This is a genomic window from Cryptosporangium sp. NPDC048952 (assembly GCF_043197895.1).
Classification (GTDB): domain Bacteria; phylum Actinomycetota; class Actinomycetes; order Mycobacteriales; family Cryptosporangiaceae; genus Cryptosporangium.
The window spans coordinates 514627-529081 of the sequence record NZ_JBICTY010000004.1 but is presented as its reverse complement, the minus strand read 5'-3'; the positions used below and the strand labels follow the sequence as shown (position 1 = coordinate 529081).

The 14455-nt window shown below is 70.8% G+C and carries 18 protein-coding genes; 10 read left to right on the top strand and 8 right to left on the bottom strand.

All coding sequences use genetic code 11. From position 1 onward, the window contains the following. Positions 1-42: 42 nt before the first annotated feature. The gene (locus tag ACGFY5_RS25135) at positions 43-2742 is read right to left on the bottom strand and encodes an AAA family ATPase (protein WP_392723414.1); all 2700 of its coding nucleotides are present in this window, start codon (positions 2740-2742) and stop codon (positions 43-45) included. 23 nt (positions 2743-2765) lie between these two features. Further along, positions 2766-3233 carry a GNAT family N-acetyltransferase gene (locus ACGFY5_RS25130; protein WP_392723413.1) on the bottom strand — a complete coding sequence of 156 codons (468 nt, stop codon included), beginning with the start codon at positions 3231-3233 and terminating at the stop codon, positions 2766-2768. Positions 3234-3286: 53 nt separating this feature from the next. Here ACGFY5_RS25130 and ACGFY5_RS25125 point away from each other — a divergent pair, with 53 nt between their 5' ends. The 6 genes from ACGFY5_RS25125 (at position 3287) to ACGFY5_RS25100 (ending at position 6714) form a co-directional block, all read left to right on the top strand. After that, complete coding sequence (locus ACGFY5_RS25125) at positions 3287-3859, top strand: TetR/AcrR family transcriptional regulator (RefSeq protein WP_392723411.1); 573 nt, start codon at positions 3287-3289, stop codon at positions 3857-3859. A 23-nt stretch (positions 3860-3882) separates the two neighbouring features. Next, positions 3883-4086 carry a hypothetical protein gene (locus ACGFY5_RS25120; RefSeq protein ID WP_392723409.1) on the top strand — a complete coding sequence of 68 codons (204 nt, stop codon included), beginning with the start codon at positions 3883-3885 and terminating at the stop codon, positions 4084-4086. Between the two features lie 25 nt (positions 4087-4111). Next, positions 4112-4276, top strand: a complete 165-nt coding sequence (locus tag ACGFY5_RS25115; protein WP_392723406.1) for a hypothetical protein — start codon at positions 4112-4114, stop codon at positions 4274-4276. Between the two features lie 97 nt (positions 4277-4373). After that, a complete protein-coding gene (locus ACGFY5_RS25110) occupies positions 4374-4667 on the top strand; it encodes a hypothetical protein (protein ID WP_392723405.1) in 294 nt (97 codons plus the stop codon). A 53-nt stretch (positions 4668-4720) separates the two neighbouring features. Beyond that, complete coding sequence (locus tag ACGFY5_RS25105; RefSeq protein ID WP_392723402.1) at positions 4721-5305, top strand: ArsR/SmtB family transcription factor; 585 nt, start codon at positions 4721-4723, stop codon at positions 5303-5305. An 89-nt stretch (positions 5306-5394) separates the two neighbouring features. Beyond that, on the top strand, positions 5395-6714 hold the full coding sequence (locus ACGFY5_RS25100) for an alpha/beta hydrolase family protein (RefSeq protein WP_392723401.1): 1320 nt from the start codon (positions 5395-5397) through the stop codon (positions 6712-6714). Between the two features lie 43 nt (positions 6715-6757). On the opposite strand, the gene ACGFY5_RS25095 is transcribed toward ACGFY5_RS25100, so the two are convergent. From ACGFY5_RS25095 to ACGFY5_RS25080, 4 genes are read right to left on the bottom strand one after another with little or no spacing between them, the layout of a single operon-like run. Then, complete coding sequence (locus ACGFY5_RS25095) at positions 6758-7138, bottom strand: DUF3592 domain-containing protein (protein WP_392723399.1); 381 nt, start codon at positions 7136-7138, stop codon at positions 6758-6760. A 19-nt stretch (positions 7139-7157) separates the two neighbouring features. Next, entirely contained in the window at positions 7158-8348 is a 1191-nt protein-coding gene (locus tag ACGFY5_RS25090) for an MFS transporter (RefSeq protein ID WP_392723398.1), read from the bottom strand. Positions 8349-8385: 37 nt separating this feature from the next. Further along, positions 8386-9366, bottom strand: a complete 981-nt coding sequence (locus tag ACGFY5_RS25085; RefSeq protein ID WP_392723397.1) for a LacI family DNA-binding transcriptional regulator — start codon at positions 9364-9366, stop codon at positions 8386-8388. A gap of 15 nt (positions 9367-9381) precedes the next feature. Next, positions 9382-11301: a potassium transporter Kup gene (locus ACGFY5_RS25080; RefSeq protein ID WP_392723396.1), complete on the bottom strand. Its 1920-nt coding sequence runs from the start codon at positions 11299-11301 to the stop codon at positions 9382-9384. Positions 11302-11537: 236 nt separating this feature from the next. Here ACGFY5_RS25080 and ACGFY5_RS25075 point away from each other — a divergent pair, with 236 nt between their 5' ends. Together ACGFY5_RS25075 and ACGFY5_RS25070 are read left to right on the top strand one after the other, a co-directional pair. After that, positions 11538-11894, top strand: coding sequence for a hypothetical protein (locus tag ACGFY5_RS25075; RefSeq protein WP_392723394.1), 357 nt, complete (start codon positions 11538-11540; stop codon positions 11892-11894). 180 nt (positions 11895-12074) lie between these two features. Continuing rightward, positions 12075-12275, top strand: coding sequence for a winged helix-turn-helix transcriptional regulator (locus tag ACGFY5_RS25070; protein WP_392723392.1), 201 nt, complete (start codon positions 12075-12077; stop codon positions 12273-12275). Here the strand turns inward: ACGFY5_RS25070 and ACGFY5_RS25065 are convergent. After that, a complete protein-coding gene (locus ACGFY5_RS25065; RefSeq protein WP_392723389.1) occupies positions 12259-12546 on the bottom strand; it encodes an NAD(P)H-dependent oxidoreductase in 288 nt (95 codons plus the stop codon). The two genes, ACGFY5_RS25070 and ACGFY5_RS25065, sit on opposite strands and share 17 nt — an antisense overlap. 261 nt (positions 12547-12807) lie before the next feature. Between ACGFY5_RS25065 and ACGFY5_RS25060 the strand changes: the two genes are divergently transcribed. Together ACGFY5_RS25060 and ACGFY5_RS25055 are read left to right on the top strand one after the other, a co-directional pair. Beyond that, positions 12808-13269 carry a hypothetical protein gene (locus ACGFY5_RS25060; RefSeq protein WP_392723387.1) on the top strand — a complete coding sequence of 154 codons (462 nt, stop codon included), beginning with the start codon at positions 12808-12810 and terminating at the stop codon, positions 13267-13269. Next, on the top strand, positions 13266-13589 hold the full coding sequence (locus ACGFY5_RS25055; RefSeq protein WP_392723384.1) for a winged helix-turn-helix domain-containing protein: 324 nt from the start codon (positions 13266-13268) through the stop codon (positions 13587-13589). Before ACGFY5_RS25060 ends, ACGFY5_RS25055 begins: the two co-directional genes overlap by 4 nt. A 47-nt stretch (positions 13590-13636) precedes the next feature. Here ACGFY5_RS25055 and ACGFY5_RS25050 read toward each other — a convergent pair whose 3' ends face one another. Further along, positions 13637-14455 (bottom strand): mycofactocin-coupled SDR family oxidoreductase, encoded by an 819-nt coding sequence (locus ACGFY5_RS25050; RefSeq protein ID WP_392723382.1) that lies wholly within the window; start codon positions 14453-14455, stop codon positions 13637-13639.

Below are 14455 nucleotides of genomic sequence, written 5' to 3'. Positions count from 1 at the left end.
ACGAATACCTAGACGCACGACCTAGGCATCACGAGGAGTACATCATCGTGCAGCGGACGCTGGCTCCGCTGGCCCGCCGGGCGAAGGAAGAAGCTCCGGTCGGTCCTTCAACTGTCGGCGTGAGCTGATCCCGAGCTTGCGGAAGATGTTGCGCAGGTGGGCGTCGACGGTGCGTTTGCTGACGAACAGCGCGACGGCGACCTCGTTGGACGTGGCACCGTGCGCCACCCGCCGGGCGACGGCCAGCTCCTGGAGCGTGAGGCTCTCGTCGGTTCCCTGCGCGTGCCGGTCGACCTGTTCGCCGGCCGCGCGGAGCTCGTCGGCGGCGCGCCGGGCGAAAGCCTCGGCTCCGGCGGCGGAGAGCAGCTCGTGGGCGATCCGGAGCTGCTCGACGCCGTCCCGGCGGCGGTTCTGCCGCCGGAGCCACTCCCCGTAGAGCAGGTGCGCGCGGCCCCGGTACGGCAGCAGTGGGGTCTCGGCGAGGCGACTGACCGCCTCCCGGTAGGAGTCCTCGACGCCGGTCACGAGCCCGCGTGCGTACGCGGCGACCCCCAGCCCGGTCGCGGTGCCGCTGGCCTCCGTGCGCACGGTGAGCGACTCCAGCGCGGTGGCGGCGACCCTGTGCTCGCGGCAGCGCACCGCGGCTTCGATCAGTTCGACCAGGGCCGGCCCTGCGTGGAACAGGTCCGGGGATTCGACGGCCGCGCGGGCTGCCGCCAGCGCAGCGGGGTAGTCACCGAGGCCGTTGTTCAGGACCGCGGTGGCCCAATGCAGGTTGGTGACCTGGCCGGCGCCGTCGGCGGTCACCGCGCGGTCCGCGAGCACGAAGAGCTCGTTCGCTTCGTCGCGGCGGCCACGGAACGCAGCCACCTGCAGCCGGGGGTAGACCAGCGGTGGTTCGCCTGCGGCGTCGGCGATCGCGCCCTCCTCCGCGACCGCGGCCAAGGCCTGCCCGAGATCGCCGGTGAGCGAGGCGTCGGTGGCTTTCTGGGCGAGGCCGAGGCGGAGCAGCAGCGGGGAGCCGGACTCGCGGCCGACCTTCACGAGGTGCTCGGCGATCGCGGTGAGGGTGTGGGGGTCCCAGAGTTGGGTGGCGATCATCGTTGCCAGGGAGGGCCAGCGGTTCCACATCGGGCGGTGGTCGCCCTTCAGCAGTTGGATGGCGGTGGCGTGGTCACCGGCGGCCAGCGTGATCAGTGCGTCGAGGACGTCCCGGAACTCGGTCTCCGGTGCTTCGGCGCGGGCCTTGGCGAGGATCTCGGTGACGAAACCGCCGCCTCGGCCGACGACGAGGCTCATCTCGAGCGCGTCGAGGTAACACTCGCGGGCGGCGACCGGGTCGGACAGGCGTTGCGCGGCACGCGCGATCAGCGCCGGTCCGGTGCCGTCACCCGGCCGCAGGAACGCGATCCGGCCCTGCAGCAGTTCGAGGCGGGAGCGCTGGACGTCGTCCAGCACCGCGGTTTCGACGGTCGTGAGCAACTTTCCCGCGGCCTCGCTGCTGCCGGCCTCGATGTGGGCCTGCGCGGCGTCGAGGGTCCGGCCGATGCGGCGGTCGGCGTCCGGCGACAGTTCGGCCGAGCGCTCCAGGAACGCGGCTGCTGCGGCCACCCCGCCGCGGGCCTGGGCGCGTGCTGCACTGCGGGCCAGTTCCCCGGCGACGTCGTCGTCCGGGCTGACCGCCGCCTGGGCGCGGTGCCACGCCTTGCGGTCGGGCGCGGTGACCGCATCGGTGACGTCGGCCAGGACGCCGTGGACGATCCGGCGCTCCTCGGGCGACGCCGCGCGATAGACCGCCGACCGCGCCAGCGGATGGCAGAACCGGATCCGCATGCCGAACTCGGCCAACTCGGTGGCCTCGGCGTCCGCGCTCGCCTGACTGACGTCGATCTGAAGTGCTTCGGCGGACGACCAGAGCAGCTCGGGATCCCCGGTCGGGTCGGCGCTGGCGAGCAGGAGCAGCGTGTGGGCACCACCGGTCAGCGTGGCCAGCCGACGCCGGAACGCGTGCTCGACGCGGCTGGGCACCGACGCGGTCTCCGGCGGCGCGAATCCCCCGGCCCGCGGGAGTTCGAGCAGCGCCAGGGGGTTGCCGTGCGCTTCGGCGACGAGCCGGTCACGCACCCGTTCGTCGAGGGGGAACGGGCTGCGGATGGTCAGCAGTTGCCGGGCGTTCTCGTCGCTCAGGCCGGCAACGAGCAGCTGCGGCAGCGTGGCCAGCTCGCCGAGCGGGGCGGGGATGCGGACCGCGAAGACCACGGCGATCGGGTCGGCGGCGATCCGGCGGGCGAGGAACGCCATCGCAGCGCGTGACGCGGTGTCCAGCCAGTGGGCGTCGTCGACGACGCACAACAACGGCCGGGTGCGGGCCGCGGTGGTCATCAGCTCCAGCATCGCCAGGCCGACGCGGAACGGCTCGGGCGTGCCGGGCGCGAGGCCGAACGCGACCCGCAGCGCAGCGGGGATCTCGGTCGTCTGGTTCAGCACGGGTACGCAGAGCTGGTGCAGCGCCGCATAGGGCAGTTCCTGCTCGAACTCCGCGCCCGAGGCACGCACGACGGTGAACCCCGACGCGGCGGCGTCCGCGGCGTCGAGCAGGGCGCTCTTGCCGATCCCCGCCTCACCCTTGAGCACCAGCGCCCCGCCGCGACCGGCACGCGCCCCGGCCACGAGGTCGGCGACGCCCCGCGCCTCGGCGTTCCGGCCGAGCAACTGGCCGGGTTTCGGGGCCACGAGATGCACACCGGAACCGTAGATGATTCCCGCTAATCGGTCACAGTCCGGGCGTAACAGACCGAGAGCACCTCGCCCCGGTACGGCCCGAAGTTCCCGATCCGGTGGTAGCCCTCACGCTCGTAGAAGCGGATGGCGTCGGGCTGAGCGGTTCCCGTCTCCAGCACCACGGTCCGCACGCCGAGTACGCAAGCTTCGGTCTCCAGGGCACGGAGCAACGCGGTGGCGACGCCGGTGCCCCGGGCGGACGGATCGACGTACATGCGCTTGATCTCCGCGGCCCGCGGGGCACCTGCTGCCGGTACGCGCAGCCCTCCGCAGCCCAGCGCGCGGCCATCGCTGTCGCGGGCGATCAGGAACGCGGTCATCGACGCGGCGTCGGGCTCCCCACCGGGCTCGTGGTCGCCGTTGCCGTACCGGCCGTCCAACTCCCGCCGCTGCGCCGCCCGCAACCGCACGCTGTCAGCAGAGTCCCACTGGGACTTCTCGATGGTGAGCACGCCAACCTCCATGCCGCGACAGATGTTCCGGGAACATATGTTACGGTAAGCGTGTGCCTCGCAGCAAAGATCTGGAAGCGACGCAGGAGCGGCTGTCGGCCGCGGTGTGGGCGGTACTGGCCGAACGAGGGCCGGCCGGGCTGACGGTGCGCGCGGTCGCCGAGCGCGCCGGGTGCAGCACCGGCCTGGTGCTGCACACGTTCCGCGACAAGCGCGCACTGCTCGCCCACGCGCGTGTCGTCCTGCACGAGCGCACGGCCCGCCGCGCGGACGCGGCCGAGACCGGCGACGACGCACTCAGCGCGGTTCTGCTGGGTGCTCTCCTTCTCACCGAGGAGAAGCGTGACGAGGCGCGCGTCTGGGTGGGCTTCCTGGCCGAGGCGCTCGCCGATCCGGCGCTGGCCGCCTTGCACACGGAGTACAACCGAGCGTTCGTCAGCCGACTGGAGCGGCTGGTGACGGCCGTGCGACCGGACTGGGACGCCGGTCGACTGTCGAATGTGGCGAAGCAACTCGTCGCGCTCGTGGAAGGCCTCAACGCCCTTGCGGCGATCGATGCGGAGACCTACGACGTCGACACCCAACGCGTCGCGATCCGCGCCGCCCTCGACCGCGCGCTGGCCTGAGCGCCTCGCGCTACAGTCCGGGCGTGGCCGACGCCGTCGTGATTCCCGGCCGGATGTTCGGCCCCGGGGCGCCGCTGCCGATGTACGCCGGGGACGTGGCGGAGCGGCGGGGCGCGAACGTGCACCGGCATTACTGGTCGGAGACCCCGCAGGTGCCGACGTCGGCGAGTTGGGTGCGGGCGCAGATCGAGCCGGTGCTCGATCGGTCGGTGGCACACCGTTGCTGATCGGGAAGTCGGCACCGCCGACACCGTGTGGGACGGAGCGCTCGCCCGCCGGGTGACGCCGCACGTGCTCGAAATCGAGGGCGCGGACCACGGCATGTACGTCCCCGGCCCGCTATCGGACTCGATCGCGGTCCTGGCCCGGGTGGCCGACGCCGTCGATCACTTCCTGGCCACGATCAGCTGGCCGTAGCAACCGGTCGGACCCGTGCTGCGTCAGAGCGCCATGCGAATCTGGCTGCTCCGCGTCCACAGTGACCAACTGCCCGGACCAGTCAACCTGGTGGGCAATGCGGCCGCGCCTCACCGAGAAGAACTCCGTGGACATGCCGGCCGAGCAGTTCGACGAGTTCGTCCGGTGCCCCGTGTCGTTCAGCCAGTCCCAGGACCCCAGGCCCGTGCAGGTGCTTGCGGGTTCGCACGACTTCGGCGTCACGATGCAGTGGCTCCGTGAGGGACGGCCGTACCAGTCCTGTCCGCGCCCCGGCGAGATCGTCGACGGCCCACCGGACGATCACGTGATCCTGGCGCGCCTCGGTTCACGCACCTACGTCGTCGGGTTCCCCGGCGCCGACTGCTGGTAGCGCCGGGGTCATCCCTGATGCACGGGAAGTGATGCACGACTTATCGTGCATGCATGCCACCCCCCGACGACGTCGCCGACCTGCGCTCGGTACGCGCGCTGGCCAACCCGCTCCGCCAGCGCATCCTGCGCGAGCTGCGGACCGTCGGCGAGGCGACGGCCACCGCGCTCGCGGGCAGGCTCGGCGTCACATCCGGCGGCACCAGCTACAACCTGCGGGTGCTCGCCGAAGCCGGGCTCGTCACCGAGGTCCCGGAGCGGGCCCGCGGCCGGGAGCGCTGGTGGCGCGCCGCCGACCGCGACCTGCGTTTCGCCCCGCGCAGCGAGCAGGACCCCGCGTTCCGCGAGGCGATCGGCGAGCTCCACCGCCTCTGGATCGCCGAGGACCTGGAGACGTTCGCCCGCTTCCAGCTCGGCCGCGAGAACGAGGGCCCCTGGTCCGACGCGGTCCCGTACTCCCGCGGCGAAATCCAGGTGACGCTCGACGAGCTGCGGTCGTTCTTCGAGGACTACCTCGCGCTCCTGCGCCGCTACCAACGCTCGCCCGCGGGCACCCCAGCCGACGCCCGGTCCGTGCTCACACGATTCCTGGCGTTCCCCGAGCCGATCGATTCCCGGGAAGGAGATCCCAGCACGTAGCTGGGCCGCTCAGCGGTCACTGAGCGGCCCAGTAGTCGGAGAAACAAATACACCACGCATCCGCATCTCCAGGGACAGGAGAGCATCCCGTGCTGCCCAAAAACAAGCTGCTCGCCCTACTACTCCTGATCGTCGTCGTCCTCATTCCCTTACCGGCCGCCGCCGCGGACACCGACGTCCACTACGGCGCCCTCAACGGAACGGTGATCACCCCACCCACCCCCGGACGCCACCCCGCGGTCGTTCTCGTCGCCGGCGCCGGACCCACCCAGCGCGACGCCTACCGCGCCGAGGCGGAAGCGTTCGCCCGCGCCGGCATCGTCACGCTCATCTACGACAAGCGCGCCGGCTACTCACGCGCCACCACGTCGTTCAGCGACCTCGCCGACGACGCCCTCGCCGGAGTCCGGATGCTGCGCGCGCGCCCCGACGTCGATCCGGAGCGGGTCGGGCTCTGGGGTCACAGCCAGGGCGGGTGGGTGGTGCCGCTCGCGGCGACCCGGTCGTCGGACGTGAAGTTCGTGGTCGTGGTGGCCGCCGGAGGCCACCGCCCCGACCGCAGCCAGTTGTGGAGCAACCGGGTGTATCTGGAGCACGCGGGTGTCGAGTCGCGCCTCATCCGGCCGATCGGGGAGAACCTGAGTCGGATGATGATCGACGCCGGGTTGTTCGGGGACACCGAGAACGATCCGGTCGCGGTGCTCGAGCGGGTGGATCAGCCGGTGTTGGGGGTGTGGGGGGCGCTCGATCGGTCGGTCGTGCCGGGCGAGAGCCTGACGATCTACCAGCGGGCGCTGGACCGGGGACGTCACGCCGGCTATTCGCTCCGCGTAGTGCCGGGAGCCGACCACAGCCTCCGTTCGACGCCCGACGGGTTCGTCGACGAGGGCACGTTCGCCCCCGGATACCTCGAGATGGTCACCTCGTGGATCACGGGGGCACGCACCCCGACGATCGACGCCGCACCCGCACAGCCGGTCGCGAGTCAGCCGGTCCGTGCCCTGTCCTGGTACGAGAATCCGGCGCTGCATCTCGTCGCCCTGGGCTTGATGCTGGTGGCTTTCCTGGCCTTTCCGGTCGGTGCGGTGGTCCGCCGGATCCGCGGCCGGAAGAGTTCCGGCTGGGCGCCCCGGCTCTGCGTGGCGGCCGGGCTCGCGGCGGTGCTGGGGACCGCCGCGTACGTCTTCTCGATCGTGGTGACCGGCTCGACAGCGATCGGCGGCGTGGTGCTCGGGCGCCCCGTACCGTGGTTGATCCTGCAGCTGCTGGCCGTGGGCGTCGTCGCGGCGGGCATCGCGACGGCCGTCAGCTGGCCCCGCGCGGGCTCCAAGGCCAGGCTCGTCGCACCCCTGATCGGCACAGCCGTGTTCCTGCCCTGGGCGTTCTACTGGGGCTTGTTCACGCTGTGACCCGCCGGTGCGGCCGAGCTGAAATCAGCCCGGCCGCACCCCGTCACCGGAGTACGGCGAACACGAAGAACGCGATCAGCACCACAGTGATCGACCCGAGGATCACCGTCGACTTACGGCCGACCACCACCCGCTCCGGATTCTGCACGTCGTAGCGGATCGTCACCTGCGACCCGGTCGCACAGGAAGGCCGGCTGCTCCACGACCGGTCGTGCGACCGCACCACACGCCCCTCGTGCGTCCGGAACTCCACCACCGACTGGTACATCCCGCCGCCGTTCTCCCCCCGGTGCGGGTCGTAGACGTTGTCGACGACGGTCGCGGCCACCGGCGGCCAGGCCCGCATCCGCAGCACGTCCCGGACGGTCAGCCCGCCGAACACCACGATGAAGAAGATGATGACGAGAAGCGCGCCGACTCCCATGGCCCCGGAAGATAGCCGCTCACTTCGTCCGCAGGGAACCGGCCATGACGGCCAGCCCGGCCGTGGCGATCAACGCCAGCATCGCGGGCACGAAGAACACGTGCGGAAGCCCCAGCTGCCCCACACCCAGCCCACCCGCCAGCCCACCGAGCGCGGTGCTCAGCGGCTCCGCGCTGATGTAGATCGCCGACGCCGTCGCGATCGACGCGGGCAGCAGACGCTGGGCGACGATGATGCCGAGCCCGCCGAAGATGCCCCACAGGAACCCGATCAGGATCTGCCCGGCGAACATGCCCGCGGCGCTGCCGATCACCGCGAAACACACAGCACCCAGCGCCGAGAGCAGACACCCGGCGATGAGCAGCGGCATCGCGCCGATCTTGCGGGCCAGCGCGATCGCCACCGGGATCACGCAGATCTCGACCAGCGGCTGCGCACCGATGATCGCCCCGCGTAATCCCGACGACAGGTCCAGGTCGCGGATCATGTAGATCGGCAGATAGGCGAACTTGATCGTGTCGCCGGCGTAGGCCAGAACGGTCAGCACCGTGAACGCGATCAGCGGCATCATCTGCGTGACCCCCGGCGCGACCTGCGGCCGGGTCTCGTCGTGTGCCGTCACCGTCGTCCGCAGCCGACCGAGGGGCAGAATCTGCGCCAGCAGGCATAACCCGGTTGCGAAGAACAGGAACCGGATGCTCGTCCACGACGCGAGCACGGACCCGAGTACCGGTCCGACCACCCACCCGGCGACCAGCGCGATCCGGGCGATCGCGATGACCCCGTCGATCTCCGGCACCGGATCGTCCTGCACGGCCGCGAACAGCTGCGACGTCGCGGCACCGGCAAACCCCAGCACCAGCGTGTTCACCAGGATCGGAACCCACAGCTGCGTGGACACCGCGATGATCGCCCACCCGACGAACCCCAGCACCGCGCAGACCCGGAACAGCCCAAGCCGTGCGCCGATCCGGTCGGAGTGAGCGCCCACGAAATAGCCCGCCAGCGGCGCGGCGAGGTTCGTGAGCGCGAAGAAGCCGGCCGTCGTCAGCGACGCGTGCAGTTCGTCGATCAGGAACAGCGACATCAGCGGCGCGGCGGACGAGAGCCCGACGCCCGCCAGGAACAGCGCGATCGTCGCGCCCCGGTACAGCGGGGTGCCGATCACGACACGGATCGCCGGTCGAGGGGCGATGGCGGCGGTCGTCACCGCCGGAACTATACGTATAGATGCAGGTCAAAACAATTCAGCACCCGCACGACTCACGCACCACCAGACGCGCCGGCTCCACGACCCGACGCACCTCCCCGTCGAGCACGAGATCCACCGCCAGCCGGGCCATCCGCTCGATCGGCTGCACCACCGCCGTCAGCGCCGGAGCCGTGAAGCGCGAGTCGACGGTTCCGTCGAAACACACGATGGCGACGTCCTGCGGAACCCGAAGTTGCAGCTCCCAGAGCGCCCGCAGACACCCGACGGCCTGCATGTCGGAGCTCACGAACACCGCACGCGGACGGTCGGGCGCGCTGAACATGCGCCGCGCCGCCTCGTAGCCGCCCTGCCGCGTGGAGGCGTCACGCTCGACGGGTCCGAGGGGCTTGTTGCGCTTCTCGAGCGCGTACCGCCACCCCTGCTCACGGACCTCGACCTCGTCGGCGGAGTGAATGATCAGCCCGACGCTGTCGTAGCCATGGTCGAGCAGGTGCTCGACGCCGTCGATCGCCCCCTGCCGAGCGTCGACGCCGATCGTCGTGGCGCCCGGCACGTCGGAGAACACGTTGAGGAACACGGTCGGGATCCCGGCGGCGCCCCGGACGTCCGGGGCGATCATCTCGACCGACGTGACGAGCAGCCCTTCGACCTGACGCCCGGCGAGACGCTGGATCTGGTCGTGCTCCAGGTTCGCGTCACCGTCGCTGCTGGCGGTGATCAACGCGTACCCGCGCCGGTTCGCGTGCCGGCTGACCGCCACCGCCAGATCCGCCCAGATCGAGTTGTCGAACTCCGGCACGACCAGGCCGAGCAGCTTGGACGACCCGGTCCGCAGGGCCGCTGCGCTGGCGTTCGGCCGGTAGCCGAGCGCCCGGATCGCCTCCCGGACCTTCGCCGCGGTCTCCGGCGCCACCGACCGCGGCCCGTCGTGCACGACGTAACTCACGACCGCCCCGCTGACGCCCGCGTACCGCGCGACGTCCGCCTGCGTCACCGCGCGCTTCGGATGCTTCACACCCGAAAACTATCGTCAGACCTCGACGTGCGAGCCCATGATCACCGTGCGGTCGCGGGGCAAACCGAAGTGCTCGGCCGCGTCCGCGGTGATGTACGACGTCGCGATGAACAGCCGTTTGCGCCAGCGGGCCATCGTCGGTTCCGGCCCGGGCCGCAGCTCGATCTTCGACAGGAAGTACGACGCCCGGTCCAGGTCGAGGGGCCGCTCGGGGGCGTCCGGAGCGATCTGACGCAGGGCGCCGAGCAGGTCGGGGGTGTCCATGTACCCGAACCGGGCGCGGATGTAGCTGATCCCGTCGTCGGAGTAGCCGAGATCGTCGACGACGACCCGCTCGTCGGCCGGCATGCGCGGCACCGGCTTGGTCTCGACCGACAGGATCAGCACGTGCTCGTGGCGCACGTGGTTGTGTTCGACGTTCGCCCGCAGCGCCAGCGGGGCGGTCTGCTTCCCGCGGTTGAGGAACACTGCGGTGCCCGGGACGCGGGTGATCGGGGGTGTGGCCGCGTGCATCGACTCGATGAACTCGCTGAGCGAGCCTTCCTGCCGGGTGCGTTCGGCGGTCACGATCGAGCGGCCGCGCTGCCACGTCGTCATGATCGTGAAGGCGGTGAGCGCGATGAGCAGCGGCAGCCACGCGCCGTGGGCGAGCTTGGTGAGGTTGGCCGCGACGAAAAGTAGGTCGACGAGCAGCAGCAGCGTCGCTCCCCCGATCAGCACCCACGTCGGCACGTTCTTCCACTTCGCGTGGGCGACGTAGAAGAACAGCAGCGTCGCGATCGTGATCGTGCCGGTGACGGCCATACCGAACGCGTACGCGAGCGCGGCCGAGCTGCGGAACGCGAACACGAGCGTGAGCACGGAGGCGAGCAGGAGCCAGTTGATCCACGGGACGTAGATCTGGCCCATCGTGGTGGCCGACGTGTGCGCGATGCGGAGCCGGGGCAGGTAGCCCAGCTCCGCGGCCTGCGCGGCGACCGAGTACGCGCCCGTGATCACCGCCTGCGACGCGATGACGGTCGCCGCGGTGGCCAGCAGCACCAGCGGTAGCCGTGCCCAGCCCGGGGCGAGCAGGAAGAAGGGGCCGTCGATGTTGCTGTTGTCCTCCAGAATGAGCGCGCCCTGCCCGAGGTAGCTGAGCACGCACGCCGGAAGAACCAGGAACATCCAGCCGCGGACGATGGCCCGGCGGCCGAAGTGCCCCATGTCGGCGTAGAGCGCCTCGGCGCCGGTCACCGACAGCACGATCGCGGCCAGCGCGAAGAACGCGATGCCGAAGTGCCCGGCGAGGAACCCGATCGCGTAGGTGGGCGAGAGCGCCTCGAGGATCGCGGGGTGCTTCGCGATCCCGGTGATGCCGAGCGTCCCGATGCTGACGAACCAGAGGATCATCACGGGGCCGAAGAAGCGTCCGACCGTGGCCGTGCCGCGGCGCTGCACCAGGAACAGCACGACGATGATCACCGCGGTGACCGGCACGACCCAGTCGTCGAACGACGGCTCGATGAGCTTCACACCCTCGACGGCCGAGAGCACCGAGATGGCCGGGGTGATCATGCTGTCGCCGAAGAACAGCGCGGCGCCGAAGATGCCCAGGCCGGCCAGGATGAGGGCGGCGCGCCCGGTCCGCGGCCCGCCGAGCCGGCGCAGCAGCGTGATCAGGGCCATGATGCCGCCCTCGCCGTCGTTGTCGGCGCGTGTCGCCAGCAGGACGTAGGTGACGGTGACGATGATCATCACCGACCAGAAGATCAGCGAGACGACGCCGAACACGTTGTCGGTGCTGACCGGGACCGGATGCGGGTCGCCGGGGTTGAAGACCGTCTGCAGGGTGTAGATCGGACTGGTCCCGATGTCCCCGAACACGACGCCGAGCGCTCCGACGACGACGGCGAGCCGCGCCGTGTCATGGCCGCCTGGTTTCCGATCGGACATGACGGCGTCTCCCCGTGACAGTTGCCTCGGCCAGACAGTACGACCTGTTCACCCCGCGCCCGTGGCGACACCCCCGCTTTAGGGTGGGGCGCGTGTTCACGCACATCGACGACTTCGGATCCGCGCTCACCGCCAGCGGCTTACCGCCGGTGCTCAGCGGCCGGCACGACAGCGCCGACTGATGACGTGGGGCCGGTCGCGCGTCGAGCAGGGCCGGCGCGTCGCCGAGCGACCTGGTGCTGGTCGACCCGGCCCGACCCGTCCGCTACGCCAGCACCGCTTCGCGGCACGTGACCCTGCTGCTGCCACGGGCCGCGTTGCGGCTGCGTTCCGCTGACCGCCTGATCGGCGTCCGCATCCGGGGCGACCGGGGTCCGGCCGCGCTGGTGGCCTCACTCGTGCGCGACGCGGCACGGTCGCTGACCGGATTCCGCGCCGACGACGCCCAGCGATCCGCGAACGCGGTGATCGAGCTGGTCTCGGTCGCGCTGCAGGCCCAGCTCGGCGACGTCCGGCCGGGCGCGGACGACGCACTGCGCGACCGGATCGTCGGCTACATCGAGGCGCACCTGTCCGACCGCGGCCACCAGTAGTCGTCGGCGGCGGGAAGCCGACGCTTCGATAGGTGGCCCAAGACGGGTTCCAGGGCCTACGACGGGTTCTCGGCCCTACCTCGGCGGATCGTAGGCCCGGCGAGTCGTCGTAGGCCCTGGAACTTGCAGCAGGGGGTCCGCTCGAACTCGATTCTTACGGAATGTGCGTAGGGTGCGGGCATGGACAAGAGCGCCTGCGGGAGCCTCCCGATCGAGCACGGTGACTTCGTCCGTGAGCTCGCCGAGGTGCCGCCGCGCGTCGAGTACGCGCTGACGCCGCTCGGCGAGAGCCTGCTCGGAGCGGCGTCCGCGCTGGTGCAGTGGGCCGCGGACAACTACGTCGAGATCCGCGACCACCGCGAGCTCACGCAGCGAGCCTGAACGACTCCCCCAACTTCCGGGCCTGCTCGTGAGCCTCGGCCAGCGACCCCTCGTGCAGGCTCCTGAACTCGGCCATCTGCGGCACGACCGGCGCCAGCCCGGACGACGGCAGCACGAAGTCCAGCTCGAGGCCCCGGTACCCGCACATTACGATCGCGTGCCGGCCCTTCGCCGGCGGACCGTCCGGTAGCGCGATCCTGCGACCCACGACCACGATCTGATCGATCCACGCCTTGAACGACGTCGGAACACCGTAGTTGTACAGCGGCACGGTGAAGAGGTAGCCACCGGCGCCAGGTGAGGAACCGGCGCCGCGGCGAGATCAGTTTCGCTTTGCTTACAAAACGAACGCCGGTGTGCGTAAGCGGTCCTTGACGCGGATCGGCGCGAGTTCGGCGGCGAGCGACGGGGGCTCGGCCGATCGTGCGCCGAGGGTGACGAGGGCCTGGCAATAGGGGAAGTACTTGCTCTCGCGGAAAGAGCAGGCTACTTTCTCTAAGAGAAAGTACTTCCCTAGAAGCTGGAGGACGTCATGGCTGCACCGACACCCGAGGAAGCTCAGCGAGCGCTGCGTGACGTCGAGACGCGTAAGCAGCAGTCTCTCGAGGGCTCGCGGTCGTCGCGGTGGTGGTGGATCGGCGGTGGGGTGGCCGTGATCGCCTACGGGTTCGTCGGCGAGTTCGCGTCCGACTTCATCGAGGACTGGGGCGCGACGATCACCGGGGTGTTACTGCTGCTCGCGGTGCTTTCGACCACGCGGTGGGGCGGTTCGCTGCTGGGGCGGCGCACGCAGCCGCGGCGGGCGAGTGCTTCGCGGCAGCTCGGGCTGGGGTTGATCGGCGCGGTCGGTGCGCTCGCCATCATCCTGGTGGCCCAGTTGCTGGACGTGCCGCACCTGGCGCTCGGGCTCGCCATCGTGGGCGGTCTGCTGCTGGCGTTCGTGGGGCCGTGGTGGGAGGGCCGTGTGCTCGCGCACCGCGGCGCCCGCGGATGAGCGAACCGGGCGGCGAGCCGCGGCTCGACCAGCAACTGTTGGAGCCCGTGCGGCTTTCCATCGTGGCACTGCTGGCGGGCACCGAGTGGGCGGAGTTCGGATTCGTGCGTGACTCCGTCCAGCTCACGGACTCGGCGCTGTCGAAGCGCATCGCGAGCCTGAGCGACACCGGCCACGTCGAGGTCCGCAAGGGCTACGTCGGCAAGCGCCCCCGCACCTGGGTCAAGCTCTCCGACGAGGGCCGGGCCGCGCTGAGCGCCCACATCGCCAAGCTGCAAGAGATAGCGACCCAGGCCGGGCAGCCCACCCGCCCGACCTGAGCCCGCGCCCAGCGCCGCCGAGCCACGCGGCCCGGCGGCTGGGGGCGTCAGCGCTTGTTCAGCAGGCCCGCGTCGACGGGGACGACTGTGCCGGTCACGTAGCGGGCGTCGTCCGAGACGAGCCACGCGATCGCGTTCGAGATGTCGAGCGGCTCGACCAGGTCGACGGGCATCGCGTTCGTCAACGCGTTGGCGAGCTGCGGCGCGCGCTCCAGGATCGCCGTCAGATCGCCGTCCGCGGCCATCGGCGTCCGCACCGCGGTCGGGGCGACGCTGTTCACCCGGATGCTGAACGGCGCCAGGAAGTTGGCCCAGGACCGCATCAACCCCACCACCCCGTGCTTCGCAGCGGTGTACCCGAGGAACCCGGCCGTCGGGATACCCACCCCCACCAGCCCCCCGGTGGAACTGGTCAGCACGATCGACCCACCCTGATTCCGCTCCAGCATCGACGGAATCGCGACCCGCCCGGTGTTCCACACACCGGTCAGGTTCACGGCGACGACCTCGTCCCACTCCTGCTCCTCGGACACCGCGGCCCCACCCGCCCCGATCCCGGCGTTCGCGAGCACGATCTCCACCGGCCCGAGCGCCGCCACCCCCTCGTCGAACGCCTTCCGCAGCGAGTTGACGTCCCGCACGTCGGCCTGCCGGGCGACGATCCGCCGGTCCAGCGCCTCGACCGCCCGCACGGTCTCCTCGAGCTCCTCCGCGGTACCCATCGGATACCGCACGGACTCCATCTGCGCGAGCAGGTCGATCGCGATGATGTCGGCGCCTTCCTGCGCCAACCGGATCGCGTGGCTGCGGCCCTGCCCGCGGGCGGCGCCGGTGATGAAGGCGACTTTGCCGTCCAGCTTTCCCAT

Excerpts from the sequence above, each read along its gene's own strand:
- ACGFY5_RS25110 (WP_392723405.1), top strand. The coding sequence starts at position 4,374 with ATGCGGCCGCGCCTCACCGAGAAGAACTCCGTGGACATGCCGGCCGAG.
- ACGFY5_RS25105 (WP_392723402.1), top strand. The coding sequence starts at position 4,721 with ATGCCACCCCCCGACGACGTCGCCGACCTGCGCTCGGTACGCGCGCTG.
- ACGFY5_RS25095 (WP_392723399.1), bottom strand. The coding sequence starts at position 7,138 with ATGGGAGTCGGCGCGCTTCTCGTCATCATCTTCTTCATCGTGGTGTTC.
- ACGFY5_RS25080 (WP_392723396.1), bottom strand. The coding sequence starts at position 11,301 with ATGTCCGATCGGAAACCAGGCGGCCATGACACGGCGCGGCTCGCCGTC.
- ACGFY5_RS25070 (WP_392723392.1), top strand. The coding sequence starts at position 12,075 with ATGGACAAGAGCGCCTGCGGGAGCCTCCCGATCGAGCACGGTGACTTC.
- ACGFY5_RS25060 (WP_392723387.1), top strand. The coding sequence starts at position 12,808 with ATGGCTGCACCGACACCCGAGGAAGCTCAGCGAGCGCTGCGTGACGTC.
- ACGFY5_RS25055 (WP_392723384.1), top strand. The coding sequence starts at position 13,266 with ATGAGCGAACCGGGCGGCGAGCCGCGGCTCGACCAGCAACTGTTGGAG.
- ACGFY5_RS25050 (WP_392723382.1), bottom strand. The coding sequence starts at position 14,455 with ATGGGAAAGCTGGACGGCAAAGTCGCCTTCATCACCGGCGCCGCCCGC.